General features: G+C 65.4%; 13 protein-coding genes. 9 read left to right on the top strand and 4 right to left on the bottom strand.

Annotation, left to right across the window (positions count from 1 at the left end):
• The 4 genes from ACLHHB_RS08950 to ccoP all read left to right on the top strand — a co-directional run.
• Window positions 1-708: cbb3-type cytochrome c oxidase subunit I (locus ACLHHB_RS08950; RefSeq protein ID WP_410217927.1), on the top strand; the 708-nt coding region annotated here is incomplete at its 5' end.
• A gap of 12 nt (window positions 709-720) precedes the next feature.
• Window positions 721-1,446, top strand: coding sequence for a cytochrome-c oxidase, cbb3-type subunit II (gene ccoO / locus ACLHHB_RS08945; RefSeq protein WP_410217926.1), 726 nt, complete (start codon window positions 721-723; stop codon window positions 1,444-1,446).
• Window positions 1,447-1,454: 8 nt separating this feature from the next.
• Window positions 1,455-1,643: a cbb3-type cytochrome c oxidase subunit 3 gene (locus ACLHHB_RS08940; protein WP_410217930.1), complete on the top strand. Its 189-nt coding sequence runs from the start codon at window positions 1,455-1,457 to the stop codon at window positions 1,641-1,643.
• Window positions 1,643-2,677, top strand: a complete 1,035-nt coding sequence (gene ccoP / locus ACLHHB_RS08935) for a cytochrome-c oxidase, cbb3-type subunit III (protein ID WP_410217925.1) — start codon at window positions 1,643-1,645, stop codon at window positions 2,675-2,677. The genes ACLHHB_RS08940 and ccoP overlap by 1 nt, the downstream gene beginning before the upstream one ends.
• Window positions 2,678-2,862: 185 nt before the next feature.
• Here the strand turns inward: ccoP and miaB are convergent, their stop codons facing one another.
• Together miaB and ACLHHB_RS08925 are read right to left on the bottom strand one after the other, a co-directional pair.
• Window positions 2,863-4,194, bottom strand: coding sequence for a tRNA (N6-isopentenyl adenosine(37)-C2)-methylthiotransferase MiaB (gene miaB, locus ACLHHB_RS08930; protein WP_410217924.1), 1,332 nt, complete (start codon window positions 4,192-4,194; stop codon window positions 2,863-2,865).
• Window positions 4,195-4,272: 78 nt separating this feature from the next.
• Window positions 4,273-5,424, bottom strand: a complete 1,152-nt coding sequence (locus ACLHHB_RS08925; protein WP_410217923.1) for a Hint domain-containing protein — start codon at window positions 5,422-5,424, stop codon at window positions 4,273-4,275.
• Here ACLHHB_RS08925 and ACLHHB_RS08920 point away from each other — a divergent pair.
• On the top strand, window positions 5,423-5,551 hold the full coding sequence (locus ACLHHB_RS08920) for a hypothetical protein (protein ID WP_410217922.1): 129 nt from the start codon (window positions 5,423-5,425) through the stop codon (window positions 5,549-5,551). The genes ACLHHB_RS08925 and ACLHHB_RS08920 overlap by 2 nt on opposite strands.
• Window positions 5,552-5,727: 176 nt before the next feature.
• Window positions 5,728-7,089 (top strand): aminotransferase, encoded by a 1,362-nt coding sequence (locus ACLHHB_RS08915; RefSeq protein WP_410217929.1) that lies wholly within the window; start codon window positions 5,728-5,730, stop codon window positions 7,087-7,089.
• Window positions 7,090-7,302: 213 nt separating this feature from the next.
• On the opposite strand, the gene ACLHHB_RS08910 is transcribed toward ACLHHB_RS08915, so the two are convergent.
• Window positions 7,303-9,468: a ComEC/Rec2 family competence protein gene (locus ACLHHB_RS08910; RefSeq protein WP_410217921.1), complete on the bottom strand. Its 2,166-nt coding sequence runs from the start codon at window positions 9,466-9,468 to the stop codon at window positions 7,303-7,305.
• A 116-nt stretch (window positions 9,469-9,584) separates the two neighbouring features.
• Here ACLHHB_RS08910 and gltX point away from each other — a divergent pair, with 116 nt between their 5' ends.
• The 3 genes from gltX (at window position 9,585) to ACLHHB_RS08895 (ending at window position 13,115) form a co-directional block, all read left to right on the top strand.
• Window positions 9,585-10,979 (top strand): glutamate--tRNA ligase, encoded by a 1,395-nt coding sequence (gene gltX, locus ACLHHB_RS08905; RefSeq protein WP_410217920.1) that lies wholly within the window; start codon window positions 9,585-9,587, stop codon window positions 10,977-10,979.
• Between the two features lie 74 nt (window positions 10,980-11,053).
• Window positions 11,054-12,346, top strand: coding sequence for a citrate synthase (locus ACLHHB_RS08900; protein WP_410217919.1), 1,293 nt, complete (start codon window positions 11,054-11,056; stop codon window positions 12,344-12,346).
• A 103-nt stretch (window positions 12,347-12,449) separates the two neighbouring features.
• Window positions 12,450-13,115 carry an SDR family NAD(P)-dependent oxidoreductase gene (locus ACLHHB_RS08895; RefSeq protein ID WP_410217918.1) on the top strand — a complete coding sequence of 222 codons (666 nt, stop codon included), beginning with the start codon at window positions 12,450-12,452 and terminating at the stop codon, window positions 13,113-13,115.
• Between the two features lie 65 nt (window positions 13,116-13,180).
• Here the strand turns inward: ACLHHB_RS08895 and ACLHHB_RS08890 are convergent, their stop codons facing one another.
• Window positions 13,181-14,293, bottom strand: coding sequence for an aminopeptidase family protein P (locus tag ACLHHB_RS08890; protein ID WP_410217928.1), 1,113 nt, complete (start codon window positions 14,291-14,293; stop codon window positions 13,181-13,183).
• Window positions 14,294-14,327: the final 34 nt, after the last annotated feature.

The raw sequence follows: 14,327 nt of genomic DNA, 5'->3' as shown, positions 1-14,327 counted from the left end.
ATCATCCACTTCTGGGCGCTGATCTTCCTGTACATCTGGGCGGGTCCGCACCACCTGCACTACACTGCGCTGCCGGAATGGGCCGCGACCTTGGGGATGGTGTTCTCGATCATGCTCTGGATGCCCTCCTGGGGGGGGATGATCAACGGCCTCATGACCCTGTCCGGGGCCTGGGACAAGCTGCGCACCGATCCGATCCTTCGCATGATGGTGGTGGCCGTGGGCTTTTACGGCATGGCCACCTTCGAAGGCCCGATGATGTCGATCAAGTCCGTCAACAGCCTGTCCCATTATACCGACTGGACCATCGGGCATGTCCATTCCGGCGCCCTGGGCTGGAACGGGATGATCACCTTCGGCGCCATCTATTACCTGACGCCGCGCCTGTGGGGCCGCGACCGCCTGTACAGCCTGTCGCTGGTCAGTTGGCACTTCTGGTTGGCCACCATCGGGATCGTTCTTTACGCCAGCGCGATGTGGGTCACCGGCATCATGGAAGGGCTGATGTGGCGCGAGGTCGACCAGAACGGTTTCCTGGTCAACGCCTTTGCCGACACCGTTGCCGCCAAGTTCCCGATGTATGTCGTGCGCGGCCTTGGGGGCGTCCTTTACCTGGCAGGCGCGATCATCATGGCTTGGAACCTGTGGGCGACCGTCGCCCGGCAGCCCATGGCCGCTTCCACCGCCGCTGCCGTTCCGGCCGAATAAGGAACACCGATCATGGCCATTCTGGACCGACACAAGATCATCGAAAGAAACGCCACGCTGCTGCTGGTCCTTTCCTTTCTGGTGGTCACCATCGGCGGCATCGTGCAGATCACGCCGCTGTTCTACCTGGAGAACACCATCGAGAAGGTCGAAGGTGTTCGCCCCTACACGCCGCTGGAGCTGACCGGGCGCGACATCTATGTCCGCGAGGGCTGTTATGTCTGCCACAGCCAGATGATCCGCCCGATGCGCGACGAGGTCGAGCGCTATGGCCATTACAGCCTGGCGGCCGAGTCGATGTACGACCACCCCTTCCAGTGGGGGTCCAAGCGGACCGGCCCCGACCTGGCGCGCGTCGGCGGCCGTTATTCTGACGAATGGCACATCGACCACCTGCGCGATCCGCAGTCGGTGGTGCCGGAATCGATCATGCCGAAATACAGCTTCCTGCTGGACCGGGTGATACGCCCCGATCACATTCAGGACCGGCTGCATGCCGACCGAGCGGTGGGTGTGCCTTACGACGATGCCATGGTGCAGAATGCGGTCGCCGACTTCCGGAACCAGGCCGATGCCTTTGGCGATCTGGCCGCGCTGCAGTCGCGCTATCCCGGGGCGCAGGTCCGCAACTTTGACCGCCAGCCTCAGCTGACCGAGATGGACGCCTTGATCGCCTATCTGCAGGTCCTGGGGACCATGGTCGATTTCTCGACCTTCGAACCCGATCCGAATCGCTGAGGCGCATGATGGACACTTACAGCTTTCTTCGTGCGCTGGCAGACAGCTGGGCGCTTGTGGTGCTGACGCTGGTCTTCGTGGGAATGGTCCTTTTCGTCTTCCGGCCAAGCGCGCGCCGGGTCCAGAAGGACGCCGCCGAAAGCATCTTCCGCAACGAGACGCGTCCGGCCGCGGACAAGAACAAGGAGGACCGCTGATGTCCGACACACCCCGGGACCCGGCGGAGGGCGCTGCCGAAAAGGGCGGTGATAACCAGATCGGTCTGCGTCGGCAAAGCGCCGATGCCGATCATGCCGCCAAGATCGCCGGCGCGATCCCGCCGCGCGATGCACCTGACAAGCCGGCCGCACCCAGCCACCGCCGCAAGGGCCTCAAGGGCACCGGCAAGGCCGAGGTTCCCTCGACCGGGCATGAATGGGACGGGATCACCGAATACGACAACCCGATGCCGCGTTGGTGGCTGTGGACCTTTTATGCCACGATCGTCTGGGCCTTCGGCTACATGGTGGCCTATCCGGCGATCCCGCTGGTCACGCAGGCGACGCAAGGGGTGCTGCAGACCAACACCCGCAAGGCCGTTGCCGCCGAGATCGACCGTTTCGCCCAGGCCAATGCCCCCGTCCAGGCGGCACTGGTCGCCGCACCGCTCGACGGTATTCCCGACGATCCGCAGCTTGTGGGCTATGCCACCAATGCAGGCGGGGCGCTTTACCGGACCTGGTGTGCGCAATGCCACGGGGCCGGCGCGGCAGGGGGGGCGGGCTATCCGAACCTGCTGGACGACAGCTGGTTGTGGGGCGGCAGTCTGGCGGACATCCACCTGACGCTGCAGCACGGCATCCGCGACCCCAAGGATCCCGAAACCCGTTATTCCGAGATGCCGCGCTTTGGTGCCGACGGATTGCTGGAACATGGCCAGATCGTGCAGGTGGCCCATCACGTCCGGTCCCTGTCGGGCCTGCCGCATGATGCCGAAAGCGCGCTGGCTGGTGCCAGCATCTATGCCGACAACTGCGCCGCTTGCCACCAGGACAACGGCAGCGGTGACCGCGAGCAGGGCGCGCCTGCGCTGAACGACCACGTCTGGCTGTACGGTTCGGAAATGGCGACGCTGGTCAGGATCATCGACCAGGGCCCTTATGGCGTGATGCCTGCATGGTCCGACCGGCTGTCCGAGGCCGAGATCCGTGCCTTGGCTGTTTATGTCCACGGATTGGGCGGCGGCGAATAGCAACCTCCCTCACGGTTTCCGCGCTTGCGCATCAGCGCGGAAAGACCGGCCCCCCGTCCTGTTCGCGCATTCCTCGGGGGGTCGGCATCATCTTCGCAGCCTACGCTGCGTCAGAGCTTCCACGCACGCGCCGCGTGGAGGGCCGGTCCCCGACCTGTTCGCGCATCCATCGGGGACCGGCTTTTTCAGCTGATCAAGGCGCCGTGAAGCGAGTTGGCGGCGCTGTTCAGGATCCGCACCCGGACCAGATCGCCGATCTGCGCATCCGGCGCCTCGACAAAGACCGAATGCAGGTGGTCCGATTTGCCGACCATCTGCCCCGCCTCGCGGCCTGTCTTTTCGAAAAGGACGTTGACGGTGCGTCCGACCATGCCCTCCTGCACGGCCTTCTGCTGGCGCGTCAGCAGGGCCTGCAGTTCCTGCAGGCGCGCATCGGCCACGGCGGCCGCAACCTCGGGACGGTCGTAGGCGGGCGTGCCGGGACGGGGCGAATACTTGAAACTGAAGGCGGTGCCAAAGCCCACCCGCTCGATCAGGCGCAGCGTGTCCTGATGGTCCTGATCCGTTTCGCCGGGAAAGCCCACGATGAAATCGCTGGTCAGCAGGATGTCGGGCCGGGCCTCCCGGATGCGATCGATCAGGCGCAGGTATTGATCGGCCGTGTGCTTGCGGTTCATCGCCTTCAGCACACGGTCGCTGCCCGACTGCACCGGCAGGTGCAGATAGGGCATCAACTGCGGAATGTCGCGATGGGCCGCAATCAGGTCATCACCCATGTCGTTGGGATGGCTGGTGGTGTAGCGGATGCGGTCCAGCCCATCGATTTCAGCCAGCGCACGGATGAGGCGGCCAAAACCCCATTCCCCATCCGCACCGGACCCGTGCCACCCGTTGACGTTCTGGCCCAGCAGCGTGATTTCGCGGACGCCGCGGGCGACCAGGTCACGCGCCTCGGACAGGATGCGGTCCACAGGACGGCTGACTTCGGCCCCGCGCGTATAGGGAACGACGCAAAAGGCGCAGAACTTGTCACAACCCTCCTGCACGGTCAGAAAGGCTGCGGGTGCGCGGCGGGTGGCGCGGCGTTCGGGCAGGTGGTCGAACTTGTCCTCTTCGGGAAAGTCGGTCAGGATTGCCGGTGCTTCTCCGCGCAGCATGGCGGGCAGGCGGTGATAGGTCTGCGGACCCACGACCAGATCGACCAGCGGCATGCGGCGCACGATCTCGGCCCCCTCGGCCTGCGCCACGCAGCCCGCGACGCCGATCTTCAGGTCGGGCCGTTCGGCCTTCAGCGGTTTCAGCCGGCCCAGATCGGAATACAGCTTTTCGGCCGCCTTTTCCCGGATATGGCAGGTGTTCAGCAGGACCAGGTCGGCCTGCGCCTGATCCTCGGTCACGACATAGCCTTCCGCGCCCATGGCCTCGGCCATGCGCTGGCTGTCATAGACGTTCATCTGGCAGCCATAGGTCTTGATGAAAAGCTTCTTGGCGGCCTTGTCCGGGGCGTGCTGGGTCATGACATGCGGTCCTTGGGATCCGCGTGCTGATACAGGAAAGCCCGGTCATTGGAAAGGCGGGCCGACCGATACCTCCCGTCACGATCCTGCAAGCACAGGTTCCGGCAGGTTCAGGACCAGCGGAACCCCTTCTCGCACGTGAAGCTGCGCCAGACGCCGCGCCTGTCCGCCCCGAGGGGTCGGCCGGACCTTTGGCAGTCTTGCATCGGAGGAATCAAGGCCGGCCAGGCGCATGATCTCGTTCCGTGCGACAGGACCATAGGCCTTCAGCGCTTCGGGGCCCGCATACATGGTTTCCGTGACCGCACCATTTGACAGCACAAGCTCGTGCCGCTGCAGCAGCATGTGGATATAGGTGACTTCGGTGGCATCATCAGCCACGTCGATGCCCGGCACCGCAACCAGTTGCTTGGCCGCCGCAAGAATCTCGGGCACCCCGAAGATGTCTTGGGCGAAGGCTGAGCGGATCAGGACGCGATGCTGTGGCGAAACGGTCAGGGCGGTCTGCGGGACATGGGGCCCCAAGGCACCGGCGGCGATGCGGATCGGGCGCAGGTGGACGTTCCTGTCCGTTAGGGCGGGGATCAGGCGCCTGCCGATCCATCGGATGGGTTGCGGCCCGTTGTCGATGGTCACAACAAGATCGCCCGCAACGAGTGTCTCGATGGCGCAGGGACCCTTCGGCGTTTCGATCCGCGTTCCCGGCGTGAAGCAGTTCGCGGTTTGAACCGGTTCCGGCGCGACGAACCGGTCGAAACCCAGCTGCCCCCGAGGGGGGCCGGGATAGAACAGCGTCGTGGGCTGCGCCGCGAAGCTGCGCGACAGGTCCAGGATCAGATGGCCCCCGCTGCCCTGGTTTTCCAGAACGATGTGGTCCGGCCCCGCGCCCATGCCTGCCACCAGATCATTCTTGGGAACGAGGCGCGCAAAGGTCGGGCTTGTGCCCGGTTGCGGCCAGCCTGCGCCGTTCCTGTATGGGTCGCCGCCGGGATCCTGAGAAGGGTCATATTTCTGGATCTCCCAGAACTGACCGTTCCTGAATGTCGTGTCGGTGGTGTTGAGGTTCTGGACCCAGACCAGCCGGTAGACGTCGCCCGTGGTTCCGACGGCTGCGGCATCCCTGACCTCCATTCCGAAGCCAGGATCGCCCGGATTGCGAAAGTTGCTCGGTTGGCTGGCCGTGCGCGCAAGGTGGTCGCCAGTAAAGACCAGGGAGCCGGTATAGTTCATGAAGGACACGCCTCTGCTGGCCGGTGCGCAGGGCCCGGGGTCGGTCTGGGAACAGGAAGGCGCCTTTCTGGCGCAGGCAGGGCCGGATCTGTCGCGGCCTTGGAGGCACACGGTCTTCTGGCACTGATGGAAGGGCGCTTCTGACCCTGCAGGGAAGGGTTAGCATTCCGGATGCCATTCGTCCGCTGCCTTGTTGTTCAAATCCTCTGCATCCGCCTGTGGCCGTAGGCGGACAAAGCGGCCCATTGAACGTGCCCGCCACCGCGGCTAGCCTGTCGCGGGACCAGGCAAAGGAGCATGATGATGACGACCCCGCAAAGCTGGGAGGCCCGCGCCGACGAATTTTCGCTTTACGGGTTCACCGACCTGCCGAGCGTCCATAAGCGCGGCGCCGTGGTGCTGACCCATGGCGAAGGGCCCTATGTTGTCGACGTCAACGGCAACCGTTATCTGGATGCCAATTCCGGCCTGTGGAACATGGTGGCAGGCTTTGACCACAAGGGTCTGGCCGAGGCTGCCAAGGCCCAGTACGACCGCTTTCCGGGTTATCACGCCTTCTTCGGCCGCATGTCCGACCAGACGGTGATGCTGTCGGAAAAGCTGGTCGAGGTGTCACCCTTTTCGCGCGGCAAGGTGTTCTACACCAACTCGGGCTCCGAGGCGAACGACACCATGGTCAAGATGCTGTGGTTCCTGCACGCGTCCGAAGGCAACCCCCAGAAGCGCAAGATCCTGACGCGCTGGAACGCCTATCACGGCGTGACGGCGGTATCGGCCAGCATGACCGGCAAGCCTTACAACGAGGTCTTCGGCCTGCCGCTGCCGGGCTTCATCCACCTGACCTGCCCGCATTTCTGGCGCTATGGCGAAGAGGGGGAAACAGAAGTCCAGTTCACCCAGCGCCTGGCGCGCGAGTTGGACGAAACGATCCAGCGCGAGGGTGTTGACACGATCGCGGGTTTCTTTGCAGAGCCCGTGCAGGGCGCGGGAGGCGTCATTCCGCCCTCGGAAGGTTATTTCCAAGCCATCATGCCGGTGCTGAAAAAGCACGGCATTCCGATGATCGCGGACGAGGTGATCACGGGCTTTGGCCGCACGGGCAACACATGGGGCAGTCAGACTTATGATTTCGTGCCGGACGCGATCATCAGCTCCAAGAACCTGACGGCCGGCCTGTTCCCGATGGGTGCCGTGATCCTGGGCCCGGAACTGGCCGACCGCGTGCAGGCAGCCGTCGAGAAGATCGAGGAATTTCCGCACGGCTTCACCGCCTCCGGTCACCCGGTCGGCTGCGCCATCGCCCTGAAGGCGATCGACGTGGTGATGAACGAGGGGCTGGCGCAGAACGTCATCGACCTTGCGCCGCGCTTCGAGGACGGGCTGCGACACCTGGCGCAGAACCCCAACATCGGCGAATATCGCGGCGTGGGCTTCATGTGGGCGCTGGAGGCCGTGCGCGACAAGGCCACCAAGACCCCGTTCGAAGGGCATCTGTCCGTCAGCGAACGCATCGCCAACACTTGCACCGACATGGGGCTGATCTGCCGTCCGCTGGGCCAGGCGATCGTGCTCTGCCCGCCCTTCATCCTGACCGAGGCGCAGATGGACGAGATGTTCGACAAGCTGGACAAGGCGCTGGGCAAGGTCTTTGCCGAGGTTGCCTGACAGGTTGCATGAACGGATGGATCGGTATGTGCGGCCTCCGTTCGGGTCTCCGGCACGTCATGATGTCCTTGCCGATCCCGGGCGTCACTGGTTTTTGCGGGTCGGGCATGGCCGGGGACGCAGGCTCTGCCGGCGGGACAACCGGGGCGCTGCTTTTGCCGGGTTCCGGGTCGCACCCTTGTCGCGGCGACGGGGGGCGCGGCTGACGTATCCTTAGCGCGTGCCGGCTCGCAGCCGCATGGGGGCGGACTGCAGGATCAACGGCCCGCTTGCCGACATTTCGATCGTGACGGCACCCAGGGCGCGCAGGCGCTCGGGGTCCAGGATCAGGCAAGGGGCAGGGGGCGGCAATGCGACCGGTTCGCTTGCGACCACGATGCGACCGGTGCGGCACGCGGCCTGCGCGCGTTCGCCCGCGCCCTTGCCTGTCAGGTGCCAGACCTGCCAGCCATGGGGCAGGTCCGCCCAACGGTCGCGCCTGTCCCCCGCCCATGCGGGGCGGGCAGCCGACGCCTTCTGATCCGCCATGTCGCCATCTTCCTGCAACCAGGTCGAGATGACAAAGGCTCCACCCGAAGGTTTCGAGACGGCACGCCCTGCAGGCGTCATCAATCCGACCGCTTCGCCTTCGGGCGCGATCAACAGCAGCGGGCGACGGTCCAGCGCCCACAGCGCCGCAGCAACCGCCAGCAGCGACAGGCCGGCGCCAAAGCCCGTTCCCAGCACGGGCAGGCGGCGCAATCCCGGCCGCCAGCACAGGATCGCCAGCGAGGCGCCGAACCCCATCAAGGGAACAATGGCGGCCGGGGGCTTCCTGACAGCCGTGACGGCGCCATTCAGCCCGGCCACGAAGTCCGCGACCCACAGCATCCATTCGGTGCCGATCCCCATGACCCACAGGGCAGGCGCTTCCAGACCGAAAGGGGCCAGCAGGGCGCCGATGACGCCTGCCGGCATCACCAGCGTTCCCATGATCGGCACCGCCAGCAGGTTGGCCAGCAGCCCGTATTGCGCCATGCGGTTGAAATGCGCCGCAGCGATCGGCGAGGTCGAGATCGCCGCCACCAGCGACGAGACGATCAGCATTGCCACCGGCCTGATCCAGAAGGGCAGCCGGGGGGAGACACGTGCCCAGGGACCATAGATCAGGATCAGCGCGATCGTGGCGGCAAAGCTCATCTGGAAACCGGCCCCGGTCACGGCCTCGGGGCTGTAGATCAGGATGATCGTTGCAGCCAGCGCCACCGTCCGCAGCGAAACGGCGCGCCGGTCGACCATGATCGCGCAGAGCATCACGCTGACCATGATGAAGGCGCGCTCGGTCGCGACACCGCCGCCCGACAGCCACAGATAGGCCGCCGCCGCGGCCAGGGCGACGCCTGCCGCGACCTTGTGCAGGGGACGGCCCAGACCCGCCCCTGCCGCCTGCACCAGTACCAAGGCCAGCCGCACCGCCGTGTAAACGAACCCCGCCAGCATGCCCATGTGCAGCCCCGAGATCGAGATGATGTGGTAAAGGTTCGAGGCGCGCATCATGTCGTTCGTGGCCTCCGAGATGCCGGACCGGTCGCCCGTCGTCAGGGCCGAGGCGACCGCGCCGGCCTGCCCGCCGATGCGCTCCTGGATGGCCGTGCTGATCGACATGCGGGCACGGTGCATCCACCACATCCCGCCTTCGGGAGCCGCGACAGCCATGATGGGCGTGCGGGAATAACCCACCGCGCCCAGGCTGTCGAACCAGGCATGCATGCGGAAATCGAAGCTGCCGGGCGAGGAGGGGGATGGCGGCGGCCCCAGATGGCCGGTCATCATCACGCGCTGGCCCAAGGGTGGCAGCGCATCGTCGCCCATCAGCGACAGCCGAACGCGCAGCGGTGTACGGTCGGGCGCCGTGTCGCGCAACTGCACCTGGTCCAGTGTCAGGCGCATCCGGTCGCGGCCGGAGCGGTCGATCTGGATCACGCGTCCTTCGATAGGTCCATAGTAACGCCATTCCAGCACCGGGGCCGCGACATGGCTTGCGCGCAGGGCGGCCAAACCCGCACCCGCCGCCACGAAGCACAAGGCCAGTGCCGCCAGATGGACAGCATCGGCGGCAGCCCAACCGAGATGGCCACGTTCCGCCCATCGCGGCACGGCGCGTGACAGGGCGAATGCGATCAGCAGGACCATGCCCAACACTGTCCATCCGAACCATCCCGGAATGGTCGGCCGCAGGAACCACAGGCCGATGCCTGCGGATAGGCAGACCGGCACCCATGGCAAGAGCCCCGCCCTGATCGCCGTGGGCGGGCGGGGACGCGCGACAGGCGCGGCAACGGCTGATCTAGGAAGGCCTTGGGGCATGGCTGCCGCCGCCGCACCCGATTGGGGCAACATCCTTGTCCTTTCCGAACCCGTTGACTATCACTTGCGCACAAGGTGGCACGGCAGGCGTTAGCAAAGCGTTAACGCCCGACGGCCTTGCCACATCACGACTTTTGCCGAAGGCCGCCATGTCCCAGACCCCCGTCGTCACCCGCTTTGCCCCCTCGCCGACCGGCTATCTGCATATCGGGGGGGCGCGGACGGCGCTGTTCAACTGGCTTTACGCGCGCGGGCGGGGCGGCAAGTTCCTGCTGCGGATCGAGGACACGGACCGGGCGCGCTCTACCCCCGAGGCAACGGCCGCGATCCTGAAAGGGCTGGAATGGCTGGGGCTGGACTGGGACGGCGAGCCGATCAGCCAGTTCGCCCGCAAGGACCGTCATGCCGAGGTGGCGTGCCAGATGCTGGAGAACGGCACGGCCTACAAGTGCTTCTCGACCACGGACGAGATCGCGGCCTGGCGGGAAGCGAACCCGCGCCAGCCCTTTGTCAGCCCGTGGCGCGATGCCGCCGATCTGCCGGATGCGCCCTTCGCCATCCGCCTGAAGGCCCCGCGCGCGGGCGAAACGCTGATCGACGATCAGGTGCAGGGCGAGGTGCGTGTCGCCAACGACCAGTTGGACGACATGGTGCTGCTGCGCAGCGACGGGACGCCCACCTACATGCTGGCCGTGGTGGTGGACGATCACGACATGGGGGTGACCCATGTGATCCGGGGCGACGACCACCTGACCAACACTGCCCGCCAGATCCAGATCTATGACGCGATGGGCTGGGACCGTCCGGTCTTTGCCCATATTCCCCTGATCCACGGCGAGGACGGCAAGAAGCTGTCCAAGCGTCATGGTGCCGTCGGTCTTCACGAGTTTGCGGCGCTGGGCTATCCGCCCGCGGCCATGCGCAACTATCTGGCGCGGCTTGGATGGAGCCATGGCGACGACGAGTTGTTCAACGACGCGCAGGCGCGCGAATGGTTCGATCTGTCGGGCATCGGACGGGCCCCCGCCCGGCTGGACTTCAAGAAGCTGGAGCATGTCAGCGGTCACCACATCGGCACCATGGCCGACGAGGATGTGCTGGCCGCGCTGCAGGATTACCTGACGGAAACCGGGGCGCCGGCGCTGGGCGAGGTTCAGTGTCAGCGCATCCTGGCGGCCATGGGAGCCCTGAAGGAGAAGGCCAGAACCCTGCCTGCGCTGCTGGATCAGGCCCGTTTCGCCATGATCGAACGTCCGGTGCCCTTGGACGACAAGGCGTCCCGGAACCTTGATACGGTATCCCGTGGTATGCTGGCCACATTGACTGCTGCACTGCAGAATGCTAGCTGGTCGCGAGACCATCTGGAGGAGGCAGCCAAGCAGGTGGCCCAGGAAAACGGCCTCGGGCTGGGCAAGATCGCGGCACCGCTTCGGGCCGCCCTGGCCGGGACAAGCGCCACCCCCAGTGTGTTCGACATGATGAATGCGCTTGGCCGCGAGGAAACTCTGGCCCGGCTTCAGGACCAGACCGATTTGGCAGGCTGAAGCCTGCCCTCACATGCCGGAGCCGTCTGACGAACATCACGACGGATCGCTCGGCCCAAGCCGGAAAGGACGCCATGATGGCCGACAAGACCGCCACGTTGCGAATTGACGACAAGGACTATGACCTGCCCGTCCTCAGCCCCACCCAGGGTCCGGACGTGCTGGACATCCGCAAGCTGTATGGCCAGGCGGACGTCTTCACCTATGACCCCGGCTTCACCTCGACGGCCAGCTGCGACTCGACCATCACCTTCATTGATGGCGACAAGGGCGAGTTGTGGTATCGCGGCTATCCGATCGAGCAGTTGGCGGCGCAGTCCAATTATCTCGAGGTCTGCTACCTGCTGCTGTACGGGGAACTGCCAACCCCCGCGCAGATGAAGGATTTCGAGGCACGCGTCACGCGCCACACGATGGTGCATGAGCAGATGCACAACTTCTTCCGCGGCTTCCGTCGCGATGCGCATCCGATGGCCACGATGGTCGGCGTGATCGGGGCCATGTCAGCCTTTTACCACGACTCCACGGACATCAACGACCCATGGCAGCGTGAGGTCGCGGCGATCCGGCTGATCGCCAAGGTGCCCACCATTGCGGCCATGGCCTACAAGTATTCGATCGGGCAGCCCTTCGTGTATCCGAACAACGAACTGGATTACGCGTCGAACTTCCTCAACATGTGCTTTTCGGTCCCCGCCGAGAAATACGAGGTCAATCCGGCACTGGCCCGCGCCATGGACCGGATCTTCACGCTACATGCCGATCATGAGCAGAACGCATCGACCTCGACCGTGCGTCTGGCGGGATCATCGGGGGCCAACCCGTTCGCCTGCATCGCGGCCGGAACGGCCTGCCTCTGGGGACCTGCACATGGGGGCGCCAACCAGGCCTGTCTGGAGATGCTGCGCGAGATCGGGACCGTGGACCGCATCCCCGAGTTCATCGCCCGCGCCAAAGACAAGAGCGATCCGTTCAAGCTGATGGGCTTCGGTCACCGGGTCTACAAGAACTTCGATCCCCGCGCGACGGTCATGAAGGAGTCCGCCGACGAGGTTCTGGACCTGCTGGGCATCGGAGACAACCCGACGCTTCAGGTCGCGAAGGAACTGGAGAAGATCGCGCTGGAGGACGAGTACTTCATCGAGAAGAAGCTTTATCCGAACGTGGACTTCTATTCGGGCATCATCCTCGAAGCGATGGGCTTCCCGACCTCGATGTTCACGCCGATCTTCGCGCTGTCGCGCACGGTGGGCTGGATCGCCCAGTGGAAGGAAATGATCGGCGATCCGCAGAACAAGATCGGCCGCCCCCGCCAGCTGTATGTCGGCAGCGGCAAGCGTGACTACGTCGATCTGAACAGCCGCTGATCGTCTGCCCAGTCTTTGCATGCGGGGTCCCTTCGGGGGCCCCATTTTCGTTTCTCCGCAGGGGGACTTGCGCGGCGACCGGCAGGGTGGCAAGGGATCGGACATGAGTGAGCATGATCAGGCAGGAGCGCCCAAGCTGGCGCTGGTGACGGGAGCTTCCCGTGGATTGGGCGCGGCGTTGGCTGAAGGGCTTGCGGGGCGCGGCTATCACGTTCTGGCGGTGGCCCGGACCGTGGGCGGGCTGGAGGAGCTGGACGACCGCATCCGCAAGGCGGGCGGGCAAGCGACGCTGGCGCCGATGGATGTCACCGAGCCGGCGGCGATGCAGCAGATGGTCGAGGCGATCCATGGCCGGTGGGGCGGGTTGGATCTTTGGGCGCATTGCGCCGTGCATGCGGCCCCCATGGCCCCCGCACCGCATATCGAGGCGCGGGATTGGGCGAAATCGGTGCTGCTGAACATCGAGGTGACACGCGGCCTGATCGCGCTGCTGGAGCCACTGCTGCGTCTGCGCCAGGGGACGGCCCTGTTTTTCGACGACGCCAAGGCGGGCGAGAAGTTCTTTGGAGCATACGGGGCGACAAAGGCGGCCCAGATCGCTCTGGCACGCAGTTGGCAGGCAGAAACGGTCAACACGGGGCCGCGCGTTGTCGTTGATGCGCCGGCCCCGATGCCCACAGCCGTCCGCGCCCGGTTCTATCCGGGTGAAGAGCGGTCCAGTCTGGCCCCATGCCGGCAGGAAGCCGAACGGATCCTGAACGCCCTTTGACAGTGGTCGGGCTGTTGCGTCCCGCGACAGCGGGGGGCTGCCTGCCCCCCGCACTCCCCGGATCCCTAGCCCAACGGTGCCGTCGCGCCCCTCAGCCAGTCCTGTTCCGGCGAGGCCAGTTCTGGCAGCAAGGCCTCGCGCACCTGCGCATGATAATCGTCGATCCACGCCCTTTCCTCGATAGAAAGCGCGCTCAGGTCGATCAGGCGACGGTCGATGGGGCAGAGTGTCAGCGTCTCGAAGCCCAGCATCTGGCGGCCGGGTTCAGCATCGGCCTCGGCCACGACGATCAGGTTCTCGATCCGGATGCCGAAGCTGCCCTCGAGGTAATAGCCGGGCTCGTTCGACAGGATCATGCCGCTTTCCAACGTAATGTCGCTGACGCGGCTGATCCGCACCGGCCCTTCATGCACGCAAAGCGCCGCGCCGACGCCATGGCCGGTCCCATGATCAAAGTCGAGGCCTTGCGACCAGAGGAACTGGCGCGCCAGCGCGTCCAAGTGTCCACCGGCCACGCCCTTGGGAAAGCGTGCACGTGACAGTGCGATCATGCCGCGCAGGACGGCGGTGAAGGGGGCAATGGCATCCTCGCGTGGGTCACCCAGGGCAATGGTCCGGGTGATGTCGGTCGTGCCATCCGCATATTGCCCGCCCGAATCGATCAGCAGCAGGTCCCCTGCGGCCAGGCGCCGGTTCGTGGCCTCGGTCACTCGGTAATGAACAATGGCTCCGTTGGGCCCCGCACCCATGATCGTGTCGAAGCTGATGTCGAGGATGCCTGCCTGCCGGCGCAAGTCCTCCAGCCGACGAACCACATCAATCTCGGTCAGGGTTTCCGGGTCCTGCGCATCCAGCCAAGCCAGAAGCCGAACCATCGCAACACCATCGCGATGGTGGGCCGCGCGCATGCCTGCCAGTTCCGCCGCGTTCTTGCGCGCCTTGGGCAGAACGGCCGGATCGGGACCACGGGCGATGGCTGTTTCGGCCGCTTCCAGAATGCGAAAGGCAGCCTCGGGTGCGCTGGCTGGGTCAAGGCGCACCGGGCCTTCGAGATCGGTCAGGGCGGCGGACAGCGCGTCATGTGGCAGGATCGTGACCTCGTTGCCCAGATGGGCGCGCAGGCTGTTGTCGAACTTGGCCGGATCGGCAAACAGCGCGACATGCCCGCGGTCCGACAGGACGGCAAAGGACTACACCACGGGGTTCTTGGGC

The organism is Paracoccus sp. (in: a-proteobacteria), from assembly GCF_046462195.1.
GTDB lineage: Bacteria > Pseudomonadota > Alphaproteobacteria > Rhodobacterales > Rhodobacteraceae > Paracoccus.
Note: the sequence above shows the minus strand (reverse complement) of the source record. Positions and strands in the feature narration are given on the sequence as shown.